Genomic DNA, 25466 nt, shown 5'->3' with positions numbered 1-25466 from the left:
GTTTCCGGGTAGCCGATGCTTCGCCGACCTACGCCGGGCTGACGGCCTCGCCTCAGCGGCGAAACAGCTTGTTACCTAGCCATACCACCGGATCGTACTTGCGGTCGGCGACCCGTTCTTTCATCGGGATCAGCGCGTTGTCGGTGATCTTGATGTTTTCCGGGCACACCTCGGTGCAGCACTTGGTGATGTTGCAGTAGCCCAGGCCGAACTCGTCCTGCGCCTGGTTGCGCCGGTCCAGGGTGTCCAGCGGATGCATTTCCAGCTCGGCGACGCGCATCAGGAAGCGCGGGCCGGCGAATGCCTGCTTGTTCTCCTCGTGATCGCGGACCACGTGGCAGACGTTTTGGCACAGGAAGCACTCGATGCACTTGCGGAACTCCTGTGAGCGCTGCACGTCGACCTGCGCCATCCGGTATTCGCCGGGCTGCAGCTCCTTGGGCGGCGCGAACGACGGGATCTCGCGCGCCTTCTCGTAGTTGAACGACACGTCGGTGACGAGGTCACGGATAACCGGGAAGGTGCGCATCGGGGTGACGGTGACGGTTTCGTCCTCGTCGAATGTCGACATCCGGGTCATGCACATCAATCGGGGCTTGCCGTTGATTTCCGCGGAGCACGACCCGCACTTGCCCGCCTTGCAGTTCCAGCGGACCGCGAGGTCGGGCGTCTGGGTCTGCTGCAGGCGCAGGATGACGTCCAGCACGACCTCGCCGTCGTTCACTTCGACGGTGAAGTCGCGCAGCTCGCCGCCGCTTTCGTCGCCGCGCCATACGCGCAGGCTCGCGTTGTAGCTCATCAGCTCTCCGTCCTCGGGGTCCGTCCCGGATGGTCGGCCAGCTCCTCGTCGGTGTAGTACTTCTCCAACTCGGAGATCTCGAAGAGCTCAAGCAGGTCAGGCCGCATCGGTACCTGTGGCTCGCGGGTGATGATGATGCGCGAATCGCTCGTGTCGCCGTACCCGACCCGGCACACCAGCAGGGTATTGCGCCAGTTGGCGTCCATGCCCGGGTGGTCGTCGCGGGTGTGCCCGCCGCGGCTCTCGGTGCGCTCCAGTGCTGCCTTGGCCACACATTCGCTCACCAGCAGCATGTTGCGCAGGTCGAGGGCGAGGTTCCAGCCGGGATTGTATTGACGATTCCCCTCGACCTGGACGTTCTGGTACCGCGTCCACAACTCGTTCAACCGGGTCAGCGCCTTGGTGATCTCGTCCTCCTTGCGGATGATGCCCACCAGGTCGTTCATCACCTGCTGCAGGTCGAGTTGCAGCGCGTACGGATTCTCCGCTGCCAAGCCGTCGGCCGGGCCCTCGAAAGGTTTCACCGCCACTTCGGCGGCGGCGTCGATGGCTTCCGGTGAAACCGTCGGGCGGCTGCTCAGCGCGCGCACGTAGTCGGCGGCTCCCAGGCCGGCGCGCCGGCCGAATACCAGCAGGTCCGACAGGGAGTTGCCGCCCAGCCGGTTCGAGCCGTGCATCCCGCCGGAGCATTCGCCGGCCGCGAAGAGGCCGGGGACGGTGGCCGCTCCGGTGTCGGCGTCAACCTCGACCCCGCCCATCACGTAGTGGCAAGTGGGGCCGACTTCCATCGGCTCCTTGGTGATGTCGACCCCGGCCAGCTCCTTGAACTGGTGATACATCGACGGCAGGCGCCGGTTGATCTCTGCGGGTGTCAACCGTGAGGCGATGTCGAGGAAGACGCCGCCGTGCGGGCTGCCGCGTCCGGCTTTGACCTCCGAGTTGATCGCGCGCGCGACCTCGTCGCGGGGCAGCAGGTCCGGGGTGCGGCGGGCCGAGTCGTTGTCCTTGAGCCACTGGTCGGCCTCTTGTTCGGTCTCGGCGTACTGGCCCTTGAACACCGGCGGGATGTAGTCGAACATGAACCGCTTGCCCTCGGAGTTCTTCAGCACTCCGCCGTCACCGCGAACACCCTCGGTGACCAGGATCCCTTTCACACTGGGCGGCCACACCATGCCGGTCGGGTGGAACTGGACGAATTCCATGTTGATCAGCGTCGCCCCGGCCCGCAGCGCCAGCGCATGACCGTCGCCGGTGTACTCCCAGGAATTCGAGGTGACCTTGAACGACTTGCCGATGCCGCCGGTGGCCAGCACCACGGCGGGCGCCTCGAACACCACGAACCGGCCGCTCTCGCGCCAGTAGCCGAACGCTCCGGAGATGGCGCCGTGGTCCTTGAGCAGCTCGGTGATCGTGCATTCGGCGAACACCTTGATGCGCGCCTCGTAGTCGCCGAGTTCGGCGTAGTCCTCCTGCTGCAGCGAGACGATCTTCTGCTGCATGGTGCGGATCAGCTCCAAGCCCGTACGGTCGCCGACGTGTGCGAGCCGGGGATAGGTGTGCCCACCGAAGTTGCGCTGGCTGATCCGGCCGTCTTTGGTGCGGTCGAACAACGCGCCGTAGGTCTCCAGCTCCCAGACGCGGTCAGGCGCCTCCTTGGCGTGCAGCTCGGCCATCCGCCAGTTGTTCAGGAACTTTCCACCCCGCATCGTGTCGCCGAAGTGGGTTTTCCAGTTGTCTTTCGGGTTGGTGTTGCCCATCGCGGCCGCGCAGCCGCCTTCGGCCATCACCGTGTGGGCCTTACCGAACAGGGATTTGCACACCACGGCGACCTTCAAGCCGCGTTCGCGCGCCTCGATGACCGCGCGCAACCCAGCGCCGCCGGCACCGATCACGACTACGTCGTAGGAGTGCCGTTCGACCTCAACCATGAAACCTCGCTAATTTTGCCGATCAATGAAATGGCTTATCAGCCAACAAATCTCAAGTCGGTGATGGCGCCGCTGGCCACCAGCATGACGTAAAAGTCGGTGATCACCAGGGTTCCCAGCGTGATCCACGCGAATTGCATGTGCCGGGTGTTGATCCGACTGACTTGCGTCCACAGCCAGTACCGGACCGGATGTTTCGAGAAGTGCTTCAGTCGACCGCCGGCGACGTGACGGCAGGAATGGCACGACAACGTGTAAATCCACAGCAGGATCACGTTCGTGACGAGAATGACGTTGCCCAAACCGAATCCGAAGCCCGACGGTGAGTGGAACGCCATTATTGCGTCGTAGGTGTTGATCAACGAGACCACCACCGCGAAGTAGAAGAAGTATCGGTGGCTGTTCTGGATGATCAGCGGAAGTTTCGTCTCACCGGTGTAGTGGACCCGCGGTTCGGGCACCGCGCAGCCGGTTGGCGACTGCCACACCGACCGGTAGTAGGCCTTGCGGTAGTAGTAGCAAGTGATGCGGAATCCGAGCAAGAACGGTAATACCAGCATTCCCAACGGAATCCACCACGGGAAGTGACCGAACCAGACACCCAGGTGACTGGAACCCGGCACGCAGGACTCGCTCACGCACGGTGAGTAGAACGGTGTCAGGTAATGGTATTTGTCAACCCAGTAGTCGCGGCCGAGCATCGCGCGGGTGCCGCCGTAGATGAGGAAGGCGGACAAACCGATGTTGGTGATCAGCGGGGCCTGCCACCAGCGGTCGGTGCGCAGCGTCCGTTGCTGAATTTGGGCGCGACCAGGCGAGAAGACGCCGGACGCAGGACGGTTCGCCGTGGGTGCGCTCATCTAGTGTTCCTCTTCGAACGGGCTGTCTCGACGAAGGGTACACAGACGAAACCCCACCTTTTTAGGCGGGCTTACGTGTCAGTACCGACTGTGACCTCCGACACCCTCGTCGTCGACGTCGCGCCAGAAGTCGCGGTCGTAGTCGGTGTCGGGAATGGCGATCTTGTCGCCCGATTGCTGCACGGTAGCCCGGTCCAAATCCAATTCGGTGATGTCGGTGTCGAGCAATTCGACGTCGCTGAGGATTCGGTCGGCGTCGATCACGATGCGGCGCATCGCCGGACTGTCGCCGTAGCGAATCTTCAACGAGGTCACACACCGCCGCAGGCCGCCGATGAGGTCGTGCAGTTCGGCGAGTTCAGTAGTGGCGGACAACGGATCTCCTAGCACAGACGGTGGTACGGATCACAGTACTACCTCGATACTATCCACAGCATGGGGTCACCGCCGGGTCAAACCACACCAGCCGACCGTGCTTTCGCGTTGCTAGCACTGCACCGGCCGGGAGACCCGGTCGTGCTGCCGACGGTGTGGGACGCCTGGTCGGCCCGCCTGGCCGTGGACGCCGGGTTTGCTGCGATCACGGTGGGCAGTCATCCGGTGGCCGATTCGGTCGGCAAGCCGGACAACGAGGGCATGTCGTTCGAGGATTTGCTCACCCGGGTCGCGCAGATCACCGCCGCGGTCGACGTTCCGGTGTCGGTGGACGTCGAATCGGGCTACGGGTTGTCGGCGCAACGCCTGATCGACGGCCTGCTGAGGGTGGGCGCGGTCGGACTGAACATTGAGGACACTGTGCACTCCGAAGGCCGACGCCTGCGGTCGTCCGCCGAGCACGCCGACCTGGTGGCCGGGCTGCGGTCGGCGGCCGATGCCGCCGGAGTGCACGTCGTGATCAACGCCCGCACGGACCTGTTTGTGCGCAAGGACGGTGACGACGCAGACCGGGTTGAGCGAGCGGTGGCGCGACTGGCCGAGGCCGCGGCGGCCGGTGCGGATGTTCTCTATCCCGTGGGGCGCCATGACCCGGATACGTTGCGGCGCTTGACCACTGAACTGCCGCTGCCGGTCAACGCGATCGCACTGCCCGACCAGGACGACCTGGCGTCGTTCGGGCCGCTGGGCGTCGGCCGGATCAGCTTCGGGCCTTTCCTGCAATACGCGCTGGCTGCCCGGGCCAAGGAACTGCTGGCCCGCTGGCGCTGAGGCGTTGGGTGTGAAGCCACGGCTTTCGGTGCAGCCACGGCGCCGATCCGGCGATTTTTCGCCCCGGTTTCACGATGAAAGCCTAGGTTTCACAACGAAAGTACAATCCGGCGAGGTCGTCGGGACCTCGCCGGATCAGCCGCGAAATTACTTCGTGATGGCGATGCGCTTCGCCTGCGTCCCGGTGTAGGCGCCGGCGACCCGGACGGTCAACACGCCGGCGTCGTAGGAGGCAGTAACCGCCTCGCTGGTGACATGCGCGGGCAGTTGGAAGGACCGGCGGAAGGATCCGTAACGAATCTCACGCAGAACCCGGCCGTTTCCTTCCTCGGCGTGCTCGTCGCGGTGTTCGCCGTGAATCACCAGGCGACCGTGGTCCACCTCCACGTTGACGTCTTTTTCGACATCGACACCAGGCAGTTCCACGCGGACCACCGCGTCGTCGCCGTCCTTGACGATCTCGGCTGCCGGGTTGAAGCCGCTGGTCACGGGCTTGAACCAGTCCGTCGCGGCGGCCGGGCCGAAAAAGTCGCGTAGCCACCGGTCGGTGTCCCAGGCTGGACGGGACCACAATGCGAGGTTGCTCATGGACATCTCCTTATGCTTGCTTGTGAGTTTGCTGTGGCCGGCGCCTTGCCGGCCGGCTACCAATACAAACTTGAGTCGACCGCACTGAAGTTCCACCTGCCAGTTCGCCGTCAGAGAACACTGTCACACAGGTCGCTGTGAGGTGTGAGGACGTCGTCATACGGGCGTCACATTGAGCGCCTTTTCCTTAATTTCAGACCCCTACCCTGCTTTTCATGGCCCCAGCCGGAAAGTCAGCAGCCCGCCACGTGATCGTGGTCGGGCACGGCATGGTGGGCCATCGACTGGTCGAGGCGCTTCGCGCCCGCGACGCAAATGGCTCGTGGCGGGTCACCGTGCTGGCGGAGGAGGCAGACGCCGCCTACGACCGTGTCGGTCTGACCTCCTACACCGAGAGCTGGGAGCGGGGCCTGCTGGCCTTGCCCGGCAACGACTATGCCGGTGACGAGATGGTCCGGCTGCTGCTGAGCACGCGCGTCACCGAAATCGACCGCGCCACAAAGTCGGTGGTCACCGCCGACGGTCTGCGACACAGCTACGACGCCCTGGTGCTCGCCACCGGGTCATACGCATTCGTCCCGCCGGTGCCGGGCCACGACCTGCCGCCCTGCCACGTCTATCGCACGCTCGACGACCTGGACGCGATCCGCGCCGGCGCCCAGCGCACTGTGGCGGCCGGCCAGGTCGGGGCGGGCGTTGTCATCGGCGGTGGACTGCTTGGACTCGAAGCCGCGAATGCCCTGCGCCAGTTCGGATTACACACGCACGTCATAGAGATGATGCCGCGATTGATGGCCCAGCAGATCGACGAGGCCGGCGGGGCACTGCTGGCCAGGATGGTCGCAGACCTCGGAATCGCGGTGCACGTCGGGACGGGCACCGAATCGATTGATTCCGTTGCACATTCGGACGGTTCGCAGTCGGTGCGAGTGCGACTCACCGACGGTGAGGTCATTGATGCCGGTGTGGTGGTATTCGCGGCCGGTATCCGACCCCGCGACGAATTGGCGCGAGCGGCCGGGTTGACGATCGCCGACCGCGGCGGCGTGCTCACCGATCTATCCTGCCGGACAAGCGATCCCGACATCTACGCGGTCGGCGAGGTCGCGGCGATCGAGGGCCGCTGCTACGGCCTGGTCGGACCCGGTTACACCAGCGCCGAAGTGGTGGCCGACCAGCTGCTGGACGGCGCCGCGGAGTTTCCCGAGGCGGATCTTTCGACCAAGCTCAAACTGCTGGGCGTCGACGTCGCGAGCTTCGGCGACGCGATGGGCGCAACCGAGAATTGCCTCGAAGTTGTCATCAATGACGCAGTGAACCGGACCTACGCCAAGCTGGTGCTGTCCGACGACGCCAAGACACTGCTCGGTGGCGTCCTGGTGGGCGATGCGTCGTCGTACGGGGTGTTGCGGCCGATGGTCGGCAGCGAATTGCCGGGGGATCCACTGGCGTTGATCGCACCGGCCGGCTCGGGTGACGGCGCGTCTGCGTTGGGTATTGGGGCGCTGCCGGATTCGGCGCAGATCTGCTCCTGCAACAACGTCACCAAGGGTGACCTGAAGTGCGCGATCGGCGACGGCTGCGGCGACGTCGCGGCGCTCAAGGCATGCACCGCGGCCGGCACGTCGTGCGGCTCTTGTGTGCCACTGCTCAAGCAGTTGCTGGAAGCCGAAGGCGTGGAACAGTCCAAGGCACTCTGCGAGCACTTCAGCCAGTCGCGGGCAGAGCTTTTCCAGATAATCTCGGCCACCGAGATCCGGACGTTCTCCGAGTTGCTGGAGCGCTTCGGCCGCGGAAAGGGTTGCGACATCTGCAAACCCGTCGTCGCTTCGATCCTGGCTTCGACCGGCTCGGACCACATCCTCGATGGAGAGCAGGCGTCGCTGCAGGATTCGAACGACCACTTCCTGGCCAACATACAAAAGAACGGCAGCTACTCGGTGGTGCCGCGGGTGCCCGGCGGTGACATCAAGCCGGAGCACCTGATCGTGATCGGCCAGATCGCACAGGATTTCGGCCTGTACACCAAGATCACCGGTGGCCAGCGGATCGACATGTTCGGAGCCCGGGTGGATCAGCTGCCCGCCATCTGGAAGCGGCTCGTCGACGCCGGTATGGAATCCGGCCACGCCTACGGCAAGGCGTTGCGCACCGTCAAGAGCTGCGTGGGCAGCGACTGGTGCCGCTACGGCCAACAGGATTCGGTGCAGTTGGCCATCGATTTGGAACTGCGCTACCGCGGATTGCGGGCCCCGCACAAGCTCAAGCTGGGCGTCTCAGGTTGCGCGCGGGAGTGCGCCGAGGCACGTGGAAAAGACGTGGGCGTCATCGCCACCGAAAAGGGCTGGAACCTCTACGTCGGCGGCAACGGCGGCATGACGCCCAAGCACGCCCAGCTCTTGGCCAGTGACCTCGACACCCAGACACTGATCCGCTACGTCGACCGGTTCCTCATGTACTACATCCGGACGGCCGACCGGTTGCAGCGCACCGCGCCGTGGGTCGAATCGCTTGGGCTGGATCACGTGCGCGAGGTGGTCTGCGAAGACTCGCTGGGCCTGGCCGCCGAATTCGAGGCCGCAATCCAACGGCATGTGCAGAACTACAAGTGCGAATGGAAGGGCGTGCTGGAGGATCCGGACAAGCTGTCGCGGTTCGTCTCCTTCGTCAATGCGCCGGACGCCGTCGACTCCACAGTGACCTTCACTGAACGTGAAGGGCGCAAAGTGCCTGTGCCCATTGGTATTCCGCGAGTCAGATCGTAAATAGGAGGAACCATGACGCTTCTCAACGACATTCAGGTGTGGACTACCGCCTGCGCCTACGACCATCTCATTCCGGGTCGTGGCGTCGGTGTGCTGCTCGACGACGGCAGCCAGGCGGCTTTGTTCCGGCTGGACGACGGCACGGTACACGCGGTGGGCAACGTCGACCCGTTCTCCGGCGCGGCCGTGCTGTCACGCGGGATCGTAGGCGATCGGGGTGGCCGCGCCACGGTGCAATCGCCCATCCTGAAGCAGGCTTTCGCGCTCGACGACGGCAGCTGCCTGGACGACCCGAGGGTCTCGGTGCCGGTGTACCCGGCGCGCGTCACGCCGGCAGGGCACATCCAGATCGCACGGATGGCCGCCTAGGGGCGATCGCAAGCGCGGCGAAGCCGGGCGCGGCGGGTCGCCACCAATGGGACGAGGGGCGATCGCAAGCGCGGCGAAGCCGGGCGCGGCGGGTCGCCACCAATGGGACGAGGGGGGCCTGCACTAGTCGATTTTGCCGACGAGGTACCGCTGCATCGTTGGACCGATGGCGTCGACGAGTTGTTCCACCGTCATCGAGTGCAGCGGCTCGGAACGCACCCCGTAGCGCATAATGCCCAAACCGACGAGTTGAGAGGCGCATAACGACGCACGGACGGCGACCTTGTCGGCTCCAAGCATTTTGAGCAGCGGGTTGAAGACCGGTCCGATGAACATCGACTGCACGATTTCCGCGGTCTTGGCCAGCCCCGTCGACGCTATCGCGCTGGCGGCAAACGGGCCGCCACCGGCCGCATCCCAGGTGGTAATCAGCATGAAAAGCGTGCGCCGGCCCACTTGGTTGACACTGCCGGTGACTATGCGGTCGATGAACTCCGGTGTGCTGAACGGCAAACGCAGCATTTTCGCCACGTCGTCGAGGAGCCCACGCGAAGGCTCTTCGTTACGGGCCATGTTGTCAGGATTACCTGGATATCTCCAAAGAGCAAGCGTAGGCGGCTTCGGCGTGGCAAACGGGCAGAGTTGTATGCACCACGCCTTTCGACAAGTGTCGGCGACTGCCCCGATGCGTCGCGGTGCCCTGGAAAACCCGGAACCGATTCGCGATCACCCGCGCCAGCCCGGGATGGGTGCCAAGTGGCCGGGTCACGAGGTCGGCGCCAGACGCGTGCAACCGTCCTTGAAAAAGCCCGTCGGCCAGCAGATACGAGGCAACCGCGACGCGCTGAGCACCCCGGCGTCGTGCCTCGGCCACTGCCGTGCGGACATCGGGTTCGCCGGCCGCCGCAAATGCCAAGTCGACTCGTGCTCCGGTCAGCGCGGCTAGCAGCGTTGCGGCGCTGCGCAGATCCGCCCGGGCCCGTCGATCGGAGGTACCCGCTGCAGCCAGGATCACCGAATCACCGGGACGCCAACCTGTTTTCACCAGTTGATCGTCGAGTAGCCGGGTGATCTGCGGCCCCGGACCCAACGCGGGGGTGACCGTGACATTCGGATGTCCGCTGGCCGCGACGTGAGCGGGAAGGTCGGTGCGGACGTGATATCCGCGCGACAGGAACGCCGGCACCACGATGGCGGGGCATGCATGGGAAGGCGCCGCATACCGCGAAAGCAGCTCGCTGGGGGTAGGCCCGAGTACGTCGACGAACGCAACCCGCACGATTGCGCCGACCAGCTCGCCCACCTCCTCGGCGAGGCGTCCGATCATCGCCACGCCGTCGGTTCTGCGGGTGCCGTGCGCCACCATGACCAGATTCATCGCGCACCCGTTGGTGCGTCGACGGCGAGCCGATAGCCACGTTTGACCACCGTCGCGACAATGTTCTTGTCGCCCAAAGCTGTTCGGAGCCGCAACACAGCGGTGTCCACCGCATGGGTGTCGTTGCCGTTGCCCGGCAGCACGCGGAGCAGTTCGCTGCGCGTGACTACGTCACCGGGACGCTTTGCGAGCGCGCGCAATATCGCCATCCCCGATGGCGACAGCGATTTGACCGAACCGTCCACCAGCACGCTGGTCCCGCGGATGTCGACCGCGTGGCCGGCGGCCTGCACGGTACACGAACCCAATATCGGCAACTCCTCGGCAATATGGCGGGCCAAGGCTCCCAAGCGCATTCGTTCCGGCGATGACGCCGGAATGCCTTTGCGGATCAGCGGCCTCGAGGTCACCGGACCGACACACATCGCGTGCACATCGGTGCGCAGTGCCTCCAGCACCTGATCCTGGAGATTCAATTCCCGGCTGCGTTCCAGTACGGCTGCCGCCGCAGGTGCCGATGTGAAGCTGACCGCATCGAATTGCCGCCGCGCTATCCCGGTGACCAGTTGGTCGAAATCGCCGCCCAAAGGCGTTGGTTTCCAGCGGTAGACCCGGATCGGCACCACCTCGGCCCCCGCGTAACGCAATCCGCCGAGAAACTCCGGAAACGGGTCCCAGGCGTCCGCGGCGCCGTGCAGCTGGACCGCGATGCGCGCACCGGACAGATCCGATTTGAGTAGATACTCCAGCACTTCCTGCGAGGACTCTGAATCCGGAGACCACTCCTCGTGCAGGCCCGCGGCGCGCAACGCCCCGGTGGCTTTCGGCCCACGAGAAATGATCCGCACCGGCGACAGCGACTCGATGAGCTGGTTGGCCAGTCCCCAGCCTTCGGCGGCGGCGATCCAACCCCGAAAGCCGATGCCGGTGTGCGCTACCAGAATGTCGGGCGGCTGGGCGATCAGTTGCTCGGTGTTGCGGTGCAGCTCGTCGTCGTCGGGTAAGGCGATCATGTTGATGGCCGCGGCGGCACAGACCTCGGCGCCCTGCCGGTGCAGTAGCGCGCAGAGCTCCTCGGCGCGCCGGGCCGACGTCACCGCAATGCGGTAACCGGTCAGCGGCGCAGAGTCTGGCTGGCCCATATGAACTGTGTATGCCCGGTTGATTTCCGTTGCGTTACCACGCAATTGCTGACGCATTGCTCATGATGGGGCGTGAATCACACGTGAGCTCAGACACTCGCCAGCCGCGATTCGTCCTGCGCTCCGGCCAGGTCTGCGGCTTGTGCCGGCCGGCGAACGTACATCGCCCAAGTCAGGAACGCAGCGCCGACATAGGAACACAGGAATGCCCAGTAGGCCGCGGTGCCCGTGCCGCTGCGCAGGTAGGACTCGCGCAGCGCCATGTTGATCCCGACGCCACCGAGCGCACCCACCGCTGCACAGAAGCCGATGAGCGATCCCGACATGGCGCGCGACCAACGGCGGCGCTCGGCCTCGCCGACGTCCAGCGAGCGGCTGCGGGCCTCGAATACCGACGGGATCAGTTTGAACACCGAGCCATTGCCCATCCCGGATAGCACAAACAGGGCCATGAAGCCGACGACGTAGCCGATCATGGCGGCGGAGTTCCCCGCACTCCCAGCCCCGCCGCGGTGGGCGAAGGTGCTGATGGCGACCAGCAGCCCGGCGGCTGGGATCATTCCGCCGAGGACGATCAGCGTCACCCTGCTACCGCCCAGGCGATCGGCCAGCCTGCCGCCGTAGACGCGAGCCAGCGAGCCCAGGAGGGGACCGACGAACGCGATCTGCGCGGCGTGCAACGACGCGTGCTTGACGCTTTCCCCGCTGGCCATGAAGTTGACCTGCATCACCTGCCCGAAGGCGAAGGCAAACCCGATCCACGAGCCGAATGTGCAGATGTAGAGCAGGGAGATCGCGTAGGTGTGCCGGTCGAAGAGGATCGACCGCAGGTGGCTCACCTCGATGCCATGGTCCAGATTGTCCATGAACAGCGCCGCTGCAATGCCGACGATCGCAAGCAGCACCAAATAGACGGCGCAAACCCAGTAGGGCGCTTCGTGTCCTGCACTGGCCAGAACCAGCAGGCCGACCAATTGGATCACTGCAACGCCGAGGTTGCCCCCGCCGGCGTTGACGGCCAATGCGGCCCCCTTCAGTCGTTGCGGGTAGAAGGCGTTGACGTTGGCCAGCGACGCCGCATAGTTGCCGCCGCCCAAGCCGGTCAGCGCGGCGCACAGCACATACGGCCACAGCGGCAGGCCCGGGTTGGCCAGCAGCACGATGGTGCCGACGGTCGGGATCAGCAGCACCAACGCCGAGAACGTCGTCCAGGCACGGCCGCCGAACTTGGCGATTCCCAGGGTGTAAGGGATGCGCACACAGCCACCCACGAGGGTCGCAACGGCGCCCAGCAACAGCTTGTCTCCGGCGGACAAGCCGTAGACGGATGCCGGCATGAACAACGCCATCACCGACCAGAGGCTCCAGATCGAAAACGCCACATGGTCGCCCGCCACGGTGCAGATCAGGTTGCGTCGCGCTATGCGCTTGTTACCCGCCTCCCACGCGACGATGTCTTCCGGATTCCAGTCGGTGATGCGATGGTTGCGTCCGGCCCTGACACCCAAGCCGCGCAAACTGCCATGCACACCCATTAGCCAAGAGCCCTCTCGTCGAGCCATCCCACTGCTGAAGCTGCCTGGCCGACTTTGGCCTTATGGAGCGCCGCACTGAACTCGACTGAAGACGCATGCGCCGCTGGCGGTTTCGATGCTCACATTCCTGATCGCGGGTCGTCAACTCGGTATGGCCGGTTATCGCCTGAAAGTTGAATCCCAGTTGTCTGGTAATTCACTGGCAGCCACGCGCGGCAGTCAGGCCGACGCCAACGGGTGTGAACTGGAATACATTTCGCGTCAAACGTAAGCCAGCTCCGCTGGCGAAGCAGCCTCCGATACAGCGGCTTCCAGCGGCCGTCGCACGTATACCGCCCAGGTCAGTACCGCGGCGCCGACATAGAACAGCGCGAAGGCCCAGAACGCCGCCGTCGCCGTGCCACTGCCCAGATACGACTGTCGCAGTGCGAGATTGACGCCAACGCCACCCAGGGCGCCGATCGCCCCGGCCAGGCCGATCAGTGCCCCCGACATGGAACGCGACCAGTCCCGGCGTTCGGATTCACTGAGTTGCAAAGAGTGGCTGCGTGCCTCGAAGATCGACGGAATCATCTTGTATACCGAGCCATTGCCGATCCCCGACAGGATGAACAGTGCGACGAAGCCGATCACGTAGCCGACCATCGTCGCGGCCGGCATCGGTCGTCCGGTGTGTTCGCCGAAAGTGCTTGCGCTGATTACAATCCCGGCGGCCAGCAGCATCGAGCAGAAGACGGCGAGGGTGACGCGCCCACCACCGATGCGATCTGCGAGCCGGCCGCCGTAAACGCGGGAGATCGAGCCCAATAGTGGCCCCAGAAAAGCGATCTGGGCGGCGTGCAGCGATGCCTGCGCCGTACTTTGCCCACCGGCGATGAAGTTGATCTGCAGCACCTGACCGAAGGCGAACGAGAACCCGATGAACGAACCGAACGTGCCGATGTACAGCAGCGCCACCACCCAGGCGTGCGGCTCGGACAGCACTGCTCGCATGGTGCTCATCTGGATCCGGTATTGCGGCAGGTTGTCCATGTACAGTGCCGCGCCGATTCCGGCGATTGCCAACAGCTCCAGATAAACGGCACACACCCAATAGGGTTGCCGGTTGCCTGCCGTGGCGATCACCAACAACCCGACCAGCTGGACCACCGGCACTCCGAGATTGCCGCCGCCGGCGTTGAGCGCCAGCGCCGAACCTTTGAGCCGCTGGGGATAGAAGGCGTTGATGTTGGTCATGGACGAGGCGAAGTTGCCACCGCCGAGACCGGCGAGTGCGGCGCACACCAGATACGGCCACAGCGGCAGGCCCGGATGAGCCAGCAGCAGCAGGGTCCCGACGGTGGGAATCAACAGCACCAATGCGGAGAAGACGGTCCAATTGCGACCGCCGAACTTCGCGGTGGCGAACGTGTAGGGGAATCGCAGGCAGCCTCCGACCAGGGTCGCAGTGGCGCCCAGCAGGAACTTGTCGCCGGCCGACAGGCCGTACACCGACGCCGGCATGAACAGCACCATCACCGACCAGATGGACCAGATCGAGAACCCGACGTGCTCGGCAGCCACCGACCAGATCAGGTTGCGCCGGGCGATGTTCTTATTGCCGGCTTCCCAGGCCGCAGTGTCTTCCGGATCCCAGTCCAAAAGAATATGTGAACGGCCTTTACCCATACCGAAAGCTCCTCACGTCATCGCTCCTGGCGATCACGCTAGAAATCCTTTGTTGCCCGCGGCCCTGCCGACCGTGACCCGGGCGTGAAATTCCGCTCACCCCTGGTGAACCGGCGGTGTGAGCGTCAGTTGATTCGTGTGACGGTCACCACATGGTCACCAGACATCCCCTGCGCGCCAATCGCACATGAGCTCCGCGGAGGTATCCAGGCTGAGCCCGACCGGCAGCACGAATATCGATCCGTCGTCCTCAGGCGTACGAGTCGGGCCTGCGGGTGACAGCACCGACGTCGGGCCGCGCCAGGGCAACCAGCCGCGCGACGTATAGAGACCGCGGGCGCGGTCCGAGGAGCTGAGCGCCCCGAGCTGGTATGCGCCACGCATCACCTGCTCGACGCCGTCCAGTAGCGCGGTCACCAGGCCCTTGCCGCGCCAATCCTCGCGTACTGCAACACCTTCGACGTATCCGCAACGCAGCGCGGCACCGCGGTAGTACAACCGGCGCTGGACCACGGCGGCATGCGCGATGATCGCGCCGTGCCGGCAGATCACGGCGTGCATGCCGCCCAGCGTGTGCTCCCAATCGGTTTCGGTGAAGTCGCCGGCGAAGGCGTCGGTGACCATCTGGCGGACGCGCTGGCGGGCCTCGACGTCTAGATCGGCGGTGTGGACCAGGCGGGCGGTGTGTACCTGGTTGGGCACCTGCGTGCCTCCGGCTTCGCCTAACGGATCACGGCCAACTCGGGGTGGCTGCGCTCAGCCGGGCCCCATGCGGCGACCGGGGGCGCGCCCAGTGCAGCTGGACGTGCTGACCAGGCCGCACCTGCGCGAGTTTGTCGATGTCCTCGTCGATCACCACGCCCACCACCGGGTAGCCGCCGGTGACCGGGTGATCGGGACCCAGAATCACGGGTAACCCGTTGGGCGGCACCTGAATTGCGCCGCGAGTGACGCCCTCGCTGGGCAGTTGCCGGTCCGGATTGCGGTATTGCATGGGCCGGCCCACCAACCGCATCCCCACCCGGTCGGTGCGATCGGAGGCCATCCAGATCTTGTGCACCAACGCGTCGGGATCCACCAGCCAGTCGTCATGCGGCCCTGGCACCACCATGAGCTCCACGATTTGCCTGTTGATCGCTGCTACCGGCGCCTGTTCGAGTTCGGGATAGTCGTCGGTGTGCTCACCGACCGGCACCACGTCGCCGGCCCGTAGCGGTGCCGGGCCTATCGCCGACATGACGTCGTAACTGCGTGAGCCCAGCACCGGTTTGACGCAGATGCCGCCGCGCACCGCCAGATAGGTCCGCAACCCGGCCCGGGGGGTGCCAAGGGAGATCACCTGGCCGTCGCGCACATGCTGAATGCTGTTGGTGCCGAACGTGATTCCGTCGACCGTCGGGTCGGTGTCGGCACCGGTCACCGCGATGTCGACGTCGCCGCCGCGGACCCGGGCGCTGAAGCCACCGAATGTCACCTCGACGGTGGCTCGGTCGTCGGGGTTGGCCACCAGGCGGTTGGCCAGGGTGTGCGAACGGCGGTCGGCGGCTCCGGACCGGCCGACGCCGATGTGCGCCAGACCCGTTCGGCCCAGGTCCTGGACGACCGCCAGCGGTCCGGTGCGCAAAACTTCCAAAGTTGCCACGGTGCCTCCTTCAAGCCACCCTCAAAGCCGTCAAGCCGCCCGGAACTGCACCCACATGCCCGGCGTCAGCAATGCCGGGTTGGATCGGTCGAGATCCCACAGCACGGCGTCGGTGTGGCCGATGAGCTGCCACCCACCGGGTGACTCTCGCGGATAGATCGCACTGAACTCGCCGGCCAAGGCGACCGAACCGGCCGGGACCGACGTTCGCGGCTCGGGCCGGCGCGGCACTTGCAATCGGGGGTCACCGTCGACCAAGTACGCGAAACCCGGTGCGAAGCCACAGAATCCCACCCGCCACAGGGTCGCGGTATGCGCGTGGATGACCTGGGCAGTGCTCAGTCCGGTGCGGCTGGCGACCTCGGTGAGATCGGGGCCGTCATAGACGACGTCGATCACCACGTCCGCGGTGCGCTCAGACGACGAGGGCGGTGCCGGGTCGGGGGCGACCCGCAACTTGCGCAGCCGGTGCCGGGTGCCCGCCTGGTAGCGCGGGCCATCCAGCTTCACCAGGACGGTGCGCGATGCCGGGACGATGTCGAGCACACCGGGCAGGGCCGCCTCCCGCAAAGCGGTGGTCCACGCCAATACCTCGGCGGTGCTGTCGAATTCCAGCAGCAGCGCTTGGTCGCCGTAGTCGGCAATGGCAAGGTTTTTCGCCGGCCCGACCGAGAGGTCCGCAGAGAGATCCGTCACGCTCATAAAACGACGGTAGCGCTGCCGTCGCGGGCTCGGCGAGGATCTTTCGCGGATTTTCGAGCACTGCCAGAGGTGCCTTAGCAAACGCTCAAATACCTTTGGGTCAGGCTAGGACCTTGCCGATCAGCGGGGGCAGTTGATCGGCGACCATCGGGTAACTCAGCGGCGAAGCGAACGCGATCGCGCCGGCAAGTTCCTTGGACGTGAAGATGTGCCGGTTCTGTGCGGTCGCCTGGGATCCCGCCACCTCGGGATCGGCCAGCAGCGACTTCTGATCGTCCGGACTCTCGGTGGACCAGATCACCACGTCGGCGGAATCGAGGACCGCTTTGATGTGATCGCGCGGGATCACGGCACGGTGATCGGCGCCGAATTCCTTGATGCTGTCGGCGATGGCGAGACCCATCTCGGTGAGGAAATCAGTGCGCCAGCCTGCCGCCGTCGCAACCACAGTCCCCTGCCAGAGCCGGCCCTGCATCAACAGTGCCTTCTTGCCCTTCCATTGCGAATTTTTTTGGGCCACAGCGGCGAACTTCTGGTCGACCGCATCGATCAGCGACTTCATCTGGTCGGCCTGAAACACCGCCTGGCCGATCGCGTTTGCCTGGTCTTTCCATGGCTCGAAGAACGCGTCCTCACCCGACTGCGGGATGGTCGGTGCGATTGCCGACAGCTTCTGATAGGTGTCGGCGTCCACGCCGGCGTTGGTGGCCACGATCAAATCCGGTTTCAGGCCGGCGATCTGGTCCAGTGGAATTCCGTTGTCCAGGCTCAGCACGGCCGGTTTGGCGTCGCCGAGTTTGGGCTGGGCCCACGGCCAGACCGCGAATGGCTGGTCACCCCACCAATTGGTCACTGCGATGGGCACCACGCCGACGGCAAGTAGGTCGTCTTGCTCGGTATATCCGGCACTGACCACGCGCTTGGGCGGCTGTTTGACGACGGTCTGACCGAACAGATGGCTGATCGTCACCGATCCGCCGGGGGAACCGGGTTCCGGCTTCGGCGACGAACACCCTGCCAGGGACTCCGACGCTCCCGCTGCGAGCAGCCCAGCGGCTCCGGCGAGCTGGAAGAATCCCCGTCGGCTCCATCGCTGTCGCACAGCGTGAGAGTATCGCGTGCTCCGCGCGCCGGTCAGTTACGCGGCCGCGGTTTGGGCTGATAGTGCTCCCACGGGCTGTAGTCGGCGATCAGCTCTTCCTGCGGCGGACGCTGGTCGGCCGGAACGTGCTGCAGGTTGATCCGGATCCGGTACCAGATCGAACTCGGCCCGCGCATGCCGTCGACCAGGATGTCGGCCGGCTGCAGGCGGGCGGCGGCAGCCGGATGACGATTGCGCCAAGTATCCAGCGCGGCCATCGCCTCGTCGCGTGTCTTGGTGCGGGCGACCTCGATCAGCGGCATCGATGACACCCGCCGGCCATCGCGGCCTCTGGCTGTGCTCTTCGTGCCTTTCGGAGCGCGCTCCGGCGGCCCCATCTCTTCGGCCAGGATCAGCAGGCGGTCGAGCTCGCCGACTGCTGAGTCCATGCCCGCCCACGGGTCACCCAGTTCGGCGAACCTGGCCGGCACGGTGGCGATGGTGAACGCTTCAGGCCGGCAGTCGGCGACCTCGTCCCAATGCAGCGGGGTGGACACCCGGGCGTCCGGAGTGGCGCGCACCGAGTAGGCCGACGCGATCGTGCGGTCTTTGGCGTTCTGGTTGAAGTCGACGAATACTCCTTCGCGCTCTTCCTTCCACCAGCGGCTGGTTGCGGCGTCGGGGGCCCGCCGCTCGACCTCGCGCGCAACGGTCTGGGCGGCCAGCCGCACCTGCTTGAAGGTCCAGCGCGGGGCGATTCGGGCGTAGACGTGGAAGCCTTTCGACCCGGATGTCTTAGGCCAGGGGACCAGGCCGTAGTCCTCGAGCACCTCGCGCGCCACCAGCGCCACATCGACAATCCGCTGCCAGGACACCCCGGGCATCGGGTCGAGGTCCACCCGAAGTTCGTCGGGATGATCGAGGTCTCCGGCGAGCACCGGATGCGGGTTGAGATCGACGCACCCCAGGTTGATCACCCACGCCAGCCCGGCGGCGTCGTGGATCACCGCCTCCTCGGCCGACGTGCCCGACGCGTACCGCAGTTCGGCGACCTCCACCCACTCCGGCCGGTTGGCCGGCGCCCGCTTCTGGAAGACCGCCTCGACGGAGATGCCCTTGACGAAGCGCTTCAGGATCATCGGCCGCCCGGCTACGCCGCGCAGTGCCCCTTCCGCGACCGTGAGGTAGTAGCGGACCAGGTCAAGCTTGGTGTAGGCGGGTGCGTCGCCGTGCGGTTCGAAGACGACCTTGTCGGGATGGGTGATCGTGACCTGGTGTCCGGCCACTTCGAGTGATACCGGCTCGGTCATGGGGTACAGGGTAGTTATACGCAAATTTTCCAACCGCACTGCGACCTACGTCACATAGGGTGAGACCATGCCTAATCTCAGCGACCTGCCAGGGCAGATCCCGGCCAAGGTTCAGCAATACGTCGAACGCGGCGCAGCCGAACTGCACTATGTCCGCAAAATCTTCGAAGCGGGGGCGTTCCGGCTGGAGTCGCCGCTCAAGACCGCCGCGATGGCGGCCGAGATCGCGAAGTGGGGCGAGTTCGGCATGCTGCCGTCCCTCAATGCCAGGCGCCATCCCGACCGCGCGGCGTGCATCGACGAAGACGGCGAATTCAGCTATCGGGAGCTCGACGAAGCCGCGCACGCGGTGGCCAATGGCCTGATCGAGAAGGGCGTCAAGGCCGGCGACGGTGTCGCGATCCTGGCGCGCAACCATCGCTGGTACATGATCGCCAACTACGGCGCTGCCCGGACGGGCGCCCGCCTCATACTGCTCAACAGCGAGTTTTCCGGCCCACAGGTAAAAGAGGTGTCGGAGCGCGAAGGCGCCAAACTGATCATCTACGACCAGGAATACTGCGACGTCGTCAAGAAGGCCGAGCCCGAGCTGGGCAAGCTGCGCGCGCTTGCCACCAACCCCGACAGCGACGAGCAGACGCCCTGCGACGACGAAACCCTCGCCGACCTGATCGAGCGCAGCAGCAAGGATCCGGCTCCCAAGGCCAGCAAGCACGCGTCGATCATCATCCTCACCAGCGGGACCACCGGCACCCCGAAGGGGGCCAACCGCAGCACTCCGCCCACCCTGGCCCCGGTCGGCGGCATTCTGTCGCACGTGCCGTTCAAGGCCAACGAGATCACGTCGCTGCCGGCGCCGATGTTCCACGCGCTGGGTTATCTGCACGCCACCATCGCCATGTTCCTGGGTTCGACGCTGGTGCTGCGGCGCAAGTTCAAGCCGCCGCTGGTGCTGGAAGACCTCGAAAAGTACAAGGCGACCGCCATGGTCGTGGTACCGGTGATGCTGTCACGGCTCCTCGACGCGATCGAGAAGATGGACAAGAAGCCCGACCTGTCCAGCCTGAAGATCATCTTCGTGTCCGGCTCACAACTCGGGGCCGAGCTCGCTTCGCGGGCGCTCAAGGACTTCGGCCCGGTCATCTACAACATGTACGGCTCGACCGAGATCGCCTTCGCCACCATCGCCGGGCCCAAGGACCTCGAGAAGAACCCTGCGACCGTGGGACCGGTCGTCAAGGGCGTCAAGGTGAAGATCCTCGACGACAACGGCAAGGAGAAGCCGCCGGGTGAGGTCGGGCGGATCTTCGTCGGCAACGCCTTCCCGTTCGAGGGCTACACCGGCGGCGGCCACAAGGAGATCATCGACGGCCTGATGTCCTCGGGCGACGTGGGCTACTTCGAGGATGACCTGCTCTTCGTCAGCGGTCGCGACGACGAGATGATCGTCTCCGGCGGCGAGAACGTGTTCCCGGCGGAAGTCGAGGATTGCCTCAGCGGGCATCCCGACGTGGTCGAGGCCACCGCGATCGGCGTCGAAGACAAGGAGTGGGGTCACCGGCTGCGCGCGTTCGTGGTCAAGAAAGAAGGCTCAGACGTCGACGAGGACACCCTCAAGAAGCACGTGAAGGAGGAGTTGGCCCGCTACAAGGTGCCGCGGGAAGTGATCTTCCTCGATGAATTGCCGCGTAACCCGACCGGCAAGATCCTCAAGCGCGAGCTGCGCGAGATGGACGTCGACAAGTAGCGCGAGCAGACGCAAGAGCCCCCGCACGCACGGCGTGTCGGGGGCTTTTTGCGTCTGCTCGCGGCCGTCAGCGGCGGGCCTGGATGGCGCGGGTGATCTGAGCGGCCAGCTTGGGATCAGCCAGCAGCTGGTCGACGAGTGCGGCGAGTACTTCTTGCCCGGTCACCCGGGCCACTCCCAGCCGGTCGGCGGCGTCGCGCTGCCAGATGTCGAGGGCTCGATGCGTTGCGACGGGCAGGTCGACGGTTCGGCGGGTGCGTTGGGCGCCACGGGCTGCCTGTTCGCGGGCCTGGCTGACCATCTGTTGCGGCGACTGGCGGAGGTGGCTCAGCCGCACAGTGGGCACCGCATCCCCGGGTGGTGGGGTTTGAGGACGATGCGAGCCGCCGGGTTCGTTGGGACCTGGGTTGACGCTCACGGGGGCCACCTCCTTTCGCGCGACGCAAATCAGTAACTCAGTACATCAGTATACCATCGTCTTGATGCGGAGCGGACGCGAAAGCCCCAAACCCGGTCGCTGCTAGGGACTTTCGTGGCTGCGCGGGGACTCAGGGATCGCGCGGCAGACCCAGCAGACGTTCGGCGATGATGTTGAGCTGCACCTCAGAGGTGCCGCCGTAGATGGTGGTGGCCCGGCTGCCCAACAGGTATTCGCCCCACTTGCCCGGCAACTCATCGGGGTCACCGATCGCGGCATCGGTGCCGAACGACGACACCGCGAATTCCGCATATCCCTGGCCCGTGCGCATCGACAGCAGCTTGGAAATCGCCGCCGACGGCATCGGGTCGCCACCGGCCAGCGTCAACAGCGTCGAACGCAGGTTGAGCACCTTGGCCGCGTGACCTTCGGCGATCAGCTGCCCCGCGCGGTGCTGGGCAACTTGATCGAGCTGGGCTTCAAAACGGTAACTGCGTACGAAATCGACGAACTCCGGCAAGGTGGCCAGGAAATTGGCGTCGCTGCCGCCGATCGAAACGCGTTCCGCCGTCAGGGTATTGCGGCTGACCTCCCAACCGCGGTTCACCTCACCGAGCACGCACTCGTCGGGCACGAATACGTCGTCGATGTAGACCGTGTTGAAGAATTCTTTGCCGGTGAGTTCTCGCAGCGGTTTGACCTGTATGCCTTCACTTTTCATGTCGAGCAGGAAGTAGGTGATGCCGTTGTGTTTGGGGGCGTTCGGGTCGGTCCGCGCCAGCAGCGCACCCCACTGCGAGAACTGCGCGGCGGTGGTCCAGATCTTCTGGCCGGTGATGCGCCAGCCACCGTCGACCCGGATGGCCTTGGTTGAGAGCCCGGCCAGGTCCGATCCGGCGCCCGGCTCGGAAAACAGCTGACACCAGATCATTTCGCCGCGGAACGTCGGCGGCAGGAACCGCTGCTTCTGCTCTTCGGTGCCGAAAGCGACGATGGACGGGATGACCCACGCCGCGATGCCTATCGGCGGTCGCTTCACCCGCCCTGCGGCGAACTCCTGCGCGATGATGACCTGCTCGACCGGGCTGGATGCGCGGCCCCACGGCTTGGGTAGGTACGGCAGCACCCATCCACCCTCGGCGAGCGCGATCTTGCGTGCCTCTCGATCCATCGCTTTGAATGCCGCTACCTCGGAACGGATTTCGCTCCTCAGCTTCTCGGTGTCGGGATCCAGGTCGATGTCCACCGCACGCATGCCGGTGGTGGTCGCGGTGTCGACGACTTTCTGCGGGTGTTCCGAGGCGCGGCCGAAACCCGCGGCCAGCACCAGCGCCCGGCGGTAGTACACGTTGGTGTCGTGCTCCCAGGTGAAGCCGATGCCGCCGTGCACCTGAATGCAATCCTGCGTGCACCGCTGGGCGGCGGTCGGCGCCAGCGTCGCGGCCACCGCCGAAGCGAACTCGAGATGCTCGCTGACCTCGTCGACGGCGCGCGCGGCGTCCCACACCGCCGCGGTGGCCCGCTCGGTGTCGGCCGTCATCTCCGCGCACTTGTGTTTGACCGCCTGGAATTGGCCGATCGGCCGGCCGAACTGTTCACGGATTTTCGCGTATGCCGACGCGGTGTCGGTCGCCCATCTCGCGACACCGACGGCCTCGGCGGACAGCAGGGTGGACATCAGCGCATGCGCGGTGGTGGTGCTCAGGTTGCTCAGTACGGCGTCGTCACCGATTTCGACGGCGTTGGCGCGCACATGGGCGATGGGTCGCAGCGGGTCGATGCTTTTGACAGGCTCGATCTCCAGCTGGTCGGCTCGCAGCACCACCCATTCCTCGCCGCTGTCGATCGCCACCGGGAGCACCAGCACCGACGCCTGCGCCGCCGCCGGAACCGCGCGGGCCTCCCCACGGATCACCAGCACTTCTTCTTCGGGGCCGTGCCGGGTAGCGGTCAGCGCCGACTCCCGCGCGTAGGCGGCGATGGCCGCGCCCGACGCCAGTTCGGCGAGCACCTTGGCGTCGGGGTCATGGGCGGAAATCAGCGCGCTGGCGATCGCGGACGGCACGAATGGGCCGGGCACCGCGCCGTAGCCGAACTCGGCCAATACGATGGCCAGCTCCAGGACCCCAAAGCCTTGCCCGCCAACGGATTCCGCGAGATGCACGCCCTGCAGTCCTTGATCGGCCGCGGCCTGCCAGTACGGCGGCGGATTCTCGAGGGGCGTCTCCATGGCCTCATGCAGCACCTCGGACGGCGCCACCCGCGCCACCAGAGATCGCACCGAGTCGGCCAGGTCCTGATGCTCAGGAGTTATCGCGATCGGCATTGGTCGCCTTCCCTGCTTTTCGGGTGCTTTGGGGTCCTGTTTTCGGACAACCACCTTCCAAGCTAACAACCGGGCGGTTGGTTGACGACAGCGGTTGGGTCTGTCGGCCCGTCAGCCCGACAGTGGACCGGGACCTTCAGCGCCACCGCTTGTGGATCCAGGCGGCGATGGTGTCGGCCTGCTCGCTGCGCGCACCCGGGGTGGTGAAGTAGTGGTCGGTGTCGATCGAGGCGCGCGCTTTGTCGGTGCTGCCCAGCGCGTCGTAGATGCGTTGGGCGTCAGAGGGAAACACTCCGGTGTCGGCCTCGGCGTTGATTACCAGCGCCGGGCAGCTGATGCGCGCGAGGTGGGGCTCGGCCCGGGTCTGCGCCACCCGCAGACTCCACATGCCCAGCCAATTCCGCAGGGTGCACGCTGCGGCGATCCCGTGCGCGGAGCGGTTAGCCTTGGCCGGAACGCCGGCGTAACACGAGTTCGGAGCACGCTTGGTCGGTTCGATCGTGGGATCGACCATGCGCGGGTCGGCCCAGGTCCGCATCACGGTGAACGGCCGGTCGGAAAAGCCTGCCCCACGAACACGTTTGAGCTCGGCCTCCGCCCATTCGGTGATGGCGTGGTTGCGTGCGGTCTGCGCCGCGCGGTAGCGGGCGACGAAGTCAGGCGAGAACGGCGGTCCGTTGCGCTCGTCGAACACGTCGAGGCCGGGATCGGTTGCGATCGGGTCGTTTTCGTCGACGACCGCGGCGTCCATCCAGGCCGTCAGCACCTCGGGTCGGCCGGGGTGCGCGGCGGTGGCGACGTACCCGTCGGCGGGCGGCAACTCGGCCAGACCTGCCGCGGGCCGCATCCCTTCCAACGGGGTCACATTTGGTTCCACCGCCTGCGACTGATAGGCGGCCATCAGTGAACCACCCCCCGAATTCCCAAGCAGCACAACGGTTTCGATGCCCTGAACCTCACGCAACCACCGCACCCCGACTCCGATGTCGACCAGTGCGTGGTCGAGCAGGAAGCTGCTCTCGAAGCCGCGAAACCGGGTGTTCCAGCCCAGAAAACCGATCCCGCGGGTGGCCATGTAGTCGGCGATGTAGTGCTCGGAGAAGTCGATCTGGTAGTGCGTGGCGATCATCGCCACCTTTGGCTTGCGGCCCACCCCGCGGTAGTACAACCCTTGGCAGGGATGCCCGCCGGCACCGGCGCGCCCGGCGGTGCGCGACGGCAGCCCGACGAACTCCCGGATAACCCCCGCCGTGCCGGCCTGACGAGTCAATGTGAGCGATCCTCCCGGCTGTAGATGGCTCGGTAGTAGATGTTGGCGAGGGTCTTGATGCAGGCCTCGTCGTCCGTCGAGCGTGCCCGTGTGTCGGACCCGCTGAGCCGGATGTAGCAGAACTGGTTGAACATCGCCACGATCGCCTCGGCGATCAGTTGTGGGTCGTCCTCCGGGCAGTAGCCGTCGGCCTGAGCGCGCCGCACCGAATCGGCGATGAACGATATTGGGATCGAGCACATCTCGGCCCAGTAGCGTGCGAAGTCGTCGTTGACCATCGCCAGCTGCGACACGCTGATCACCTCGGCGAGCCGGTTGCGGTAGGTGTGCCAGTGGGCGGCGGCGGCCTCGTGGGCGCGCTCCCGATTGGTCAGGCCGTGCCGGGTGACCGGAAGCGCGCGCTGGTTGGCCTCGTCGCGGAAGCGCAGTGCCCACTGGCGGACCATCGCCTCCTTGGAGTCGTAGTAGTTGTAGAACGATGCCGCCGAGCGCCCCGCCGCGGCGGCGATGTCGGCGATGGTGGTTGCCAGAATTCCCTTGCGCGCGACGACAGTTCGCGCAGCGGCGTCGATCGCGGCCTGGGTGCGCCGACCTCGGTGAGTCGGGAGTTGCGCGGGACGGCCCGCCCCGTCGAACGCGGTCGACACCTGCACCTCCTGGATCAAAACTGAATCTGATGTTAGATTCACATTTGGATCTTGGCCAGCGCCGGCCCGTCTGGCCGCGAAACGA

Annotated in this window: 23 protein-coding genes; 4 read left to right on the top strand and 19 right to left on the bottom strand. The window is 65.6% G+C overall.

Annotated elements, in window-relative coordinates:
- Positions 1–52: 52 nt before the first annotated feature.
- The 4 genes from A9W99_RS02280 to A9W99_RS02265 all read right to left on the bottom strand — a co-directional run bounded on the left by A9W99_RS02280 (position 53) and on the right by A9W99_RS02265 (position 3962).
- Positions 53–799: a succinate dehydrogenase/fumarate reductase iron-sulfur subunit gene (locus tag A9W99_RS02280; RefSeq protein WP_067372758.1), complete on the bottom strand. Its 747-nt coding sequence runs from the start codon at positions 797–799 to the stop codon at positions 53–55.
- Positions 799–2727, bottom strand: coding sequence for a fumarate reductase/succinate dehydrogenase flavoprotein subunit (locus A9W99_RS02275; RefSeq protein ID WP_067372756.1), 1929 nt, complete (start codon positions 2725–2727; stop codon positions 799–801). Before A9W99_RS02275 ends, A9W99_RS02280 begins: the two co-directional genes overlap by 1 nt.
- Positions 2728–2765: 38 nt before the next feature.
- On the bottom strand, positions 2766–3587 hold the full coding sequence (locus tag A9W99_RS02270) for a hypothetical protein (protein ID WP_067372753.1): 822 nt from the start codon (positions 3585–3587) through the stop codon (positions 2766–2768).
- A 78-nt stretch (positions 3588–3665) separates the two neighbouring features.
- Positions 3666–3962, bottom strand: a complete 297-nt coding sequence (locus A9W99_RS02265; RefSeq protein ID WP_067373489.1) for a hypothetical protein — start codon at positions 3960–3962, stop codon at positions 3666–3668.
- Positions 3963–4022: 60 nt separating this feature from the next.
- Here A9W99_RS02265 and A9W99_RS02260 point away from each other — a divergent pair, with 60 nt between their 5' ends.
- The gene (locus A9W99_RS02260; protein ID WP_067372750.1) at positions 4023–4793 is read left to right on the top strand and encodes an isocitrate lyase/phosphoenolpyruvate mutase family protein; all 771 of its coding nucleotides are present in this window, start codon (positions 4023–4025) and stop codon (positions 4791–4793) included.
- Between the two features lie 147 nt (positions 4794–4940).
- Here A9W99_RS02260 and A9W99_RS02255 read toward each other — a convergent pair whose 3' ends face one another.
- Entirely contained in the window at positions 4941–5381 is a 441-nt protein-coding gene (locus A9W99_RS02255) for an Hsp20/alpha crystallin family protein (RefSeq protein WP_067373486.1), read from the bottom strand.
- Between the two features lie 215 nt (positions 5382–5596).
- On the opposite strand from A9W99_RS02255, the gene nirB reads away from it, so the two are divergent.
- Together nirB and nirD are read left to right on the top strand one after the other, a co-directional pair.
- Positions 5597–8146 (top strand): nitrite reductase large subunit NirB, encoded by a 2550-nt coding sequence (gene nirB / locus A9W99_RS02250; protein WP_082929782.1) that lies wholly within the window; start codon positions 5597–5599, stop codon positions 8144–8146.
- A 12-nt stretch (positions 8147–8158) separates the two neighbouring features.
- Positions 8159–8515 carry a nitrite reductase small subunit NirD gene (gene nirD / locus A9W99_RS02245; RefSeq protein WP_067372748.1) on the top strand — a complete coding sequence of 119 codons (357 nt, stop codon included), beginning with the start codon at positions 8159–8161 and terminating at the stop codon, positions 8513–8515.
- Between the two features lie 123 nt (positions 8516–8638).
- On the opposite strand, the gene A9W99_RS02240 is transcribed toward nirD, so the two are convergent.
- The 10 genes from A9W99_RS02240 to A9W99_RS02195 all read right to left on the bottom strand — a co-directional run bounded on the left by A9W99_RS02240 (position 8639) and on the right by A9W99_RS02195 (position 18973).
- Positions 8639–9088, bottom strand: coding sequence for a hypothetical protein (locus tag A9W99_RS02240; protein WP_067239441.1), 450 nt, complete (start codon positions 9086–9088; stop codon positions 8639–8641).
- A gap of 10 nt (positions 9089–9098) precedes the next feature.
- Positions 9099–9893, bottom strand: coding sequence for a sirohydrochlorin chelatase (locus A9W99_RS02235; RefSeq protein WP_082929781.1), 795 nt, complete (start codon positions 9891–9893; stop codon positions 9099–9101).
- Positions 9890–11035 carry a uroporphyrinogen-III synthase gene (locus A9W99_RS02230; protein WP_067372745.1) on the bottom strand — a complete coding sequence of 382 codons (1146 nt, stop codon included), beginning with the start codon at positions 11033–11035 and terminating at the stop codon, positions 9890–9892. Before A9W99_RS02230 ends, A9W99_RS02235 begins: the two co-directional genes overlap by 4 nt.
- Positions 11036–11124: 89 nt before the next feature.
- Positions 11125–12543 carry an MFS transporter gene (locus A9W99_RS02225; protein WP_371514913.1) on the bottom strand — a complete coding sequence of 473 codons (1419 nt, stop codon included), beginning with the start codon at positions 12541–12543 and terminating at the stop codon, positions 11125–11127.
- Positions 12544–12831: 288 nt separating this feature from the next.
- Positions 12832–14238, bottom strand: a complete 1407-nt coding sequence (locus tag A9W99_RS02220; protein ID WP_067372739.1) for a NarK/NasA family nitrate transporter — start codon at positions 14236–14238, stop codon at positions 12832–12834.
- A 156-nt stretch (positions 14239–14394) separates the two neighbouring features.
- The gene (locus A9W99_RS02215; RefSeq protein WP_067372736.1) at positions 14395–14940 is read right to left on the bottom strand and encodes a GNAT family N-acetyltransferase; all 546 of its coding nucleotides are present in this window, start codon (positions 14938–14940) and stop codon (positions 14395–14397) included.
- A 28-nt stretch (positions 14941–14968) separates the two neighbouring features.
- The gene (locus tag A9W99_RS02210; RefSeq protein WP_067372733.1) at positions 14969–15880 is read right to left on the bottom strand and encodes a 5-oxoprolinase/urea amidolyase family protein; all 912 of its coding nucleotides are present in this window, start codon (positions 15878–15880) and stop codon (positions 14969–14971) included.
- Positions 15881–15910: 30 nt separating this feature from the next.
- Entirely contained in the window at positions 15911–16582 is a 672-nt protein-coding gene (locus tag A9W99_RS02205) for an allophanate hydrolase subunit 1 (RefSeq protein ID WP_067372729.1), read from the bottom strand.
- Between the two features lie 100 nt (positions 16583–16682).
- Positions 16683–17684: an ABC transporter substrate-binding protein gene (locus tag A9W99_RS02200; protein WP_067372726.1), complete on the bottom strand. Its 1002-nt coding sequence runs from the start codon at positions 17682–17684 to the stop codon at positions 16683–16685.
- A 32-nt stretch (positions 17685–17716) separates the two neighbouring features.
- The gene (locus A9W99_RS02195) at positions 17717–18973 is read right to left on the bottom strand and encodes a DNA polymerase domain-containing protein (RefSeq protein ID WP_067372723.1); all 1257 of its coding nucleotides are present in this window, start codon (positions 18971–18973) and stop codon (positions 17717–17719) included.
- 67 nt (positions 18974–19040) lie between these two features.
- Between A9W99_RS02195 and fadD2 the strand changes: the two genes are divergently transcribed.
- On the top strand, positions 19041–20720 hold the full coding sequence (gene fadD2, locus A9W99_RS02190) for a long-chain-fatty-acid--CoA ligase FadD2 (RefSeq protein ID WP_067372720.1): 1680 nt from the start codon (positions 19041–19043) through the stop codon (positions 20718–20720).
- A 67-nt stretch (positions 20721–20787) separates the two neighbouring features.
- On the opposite strand, the gene A9W99_RS02185 is transcribed toward fadD2, so the two are convergent.
- The 4 genes from A9W99_RS02185 to A9W99_RS02170 all read right to left on the bottom strand — a co-directional run bounded on the left by A9W99_RS02185 (position 20788) and on the right by A9W99_RS02170 (position 25381).
- Positions 20788–21138, bottom strand: coding sequence for an ATPase (locus A9W99_RS02185; RefSeq protein WP_067372717.1), 351 nt, complete (start codon positions 21136–21138; stop codon positions 20788–20790).
- Positions 21139–21268: 130 nt separating this feature from the next.
- Positions 21269–23464: an acyl-CoA dehydrogenase gene (locus tag A9W99_RS02180; RefSeq protein ID WP_067372714.1), complete on the bottom strand. Its 2196-nt coding sequence runs from the start codon at positions 23462–23464 to the stop codon at positions 21269–21271.
- A gap of 136 nt (positions 23465–23600) precedes the next feature.
- Positions 23601–24734 carry an alpha/beta hydrolase gene (locus A9W99_RS02175; RefSeq protein ID WP_067372711.1) on the bottom strand — a complete coding sequence of 378 codons (1134 nt, stop codon included), beginning with the start codon at positions 24732–24734 and terminating at the stop codon, positions 23601–23603.
- The gene (locus A9W99_RS02170) at positions 24731–25381 is read right to left on the bottom strand and encodes a TetR family transcriptional regulator (protein WP_067373481.1); all 651 of its coding nucleotides are present in this window, start codon (positions 25379–25381) and stop codon (positions 24731–24733) included. Before A9W99_RS02170 ends, A9W99_RS02175 begins: the two co-directional genes overlap by 4 nt.
- Between the last annotated feature and the right edge of the window lie 85 nt (positions 25382–25466).

It is taken from the genome of Mycobacterium sp. 1164966.3, from assembly GCF_001665395.1.
GTDB lineage: Bacteria > Actinomycetota > Actinomycetes > Mycobacteriales > Mycobacteriaceae > Mycobacterium.
The sequence above is the reverse complement of the archived record's forward strand: the minus strand, read 5'-3'. Positions and strand labels throughout refer to the sequence as shown.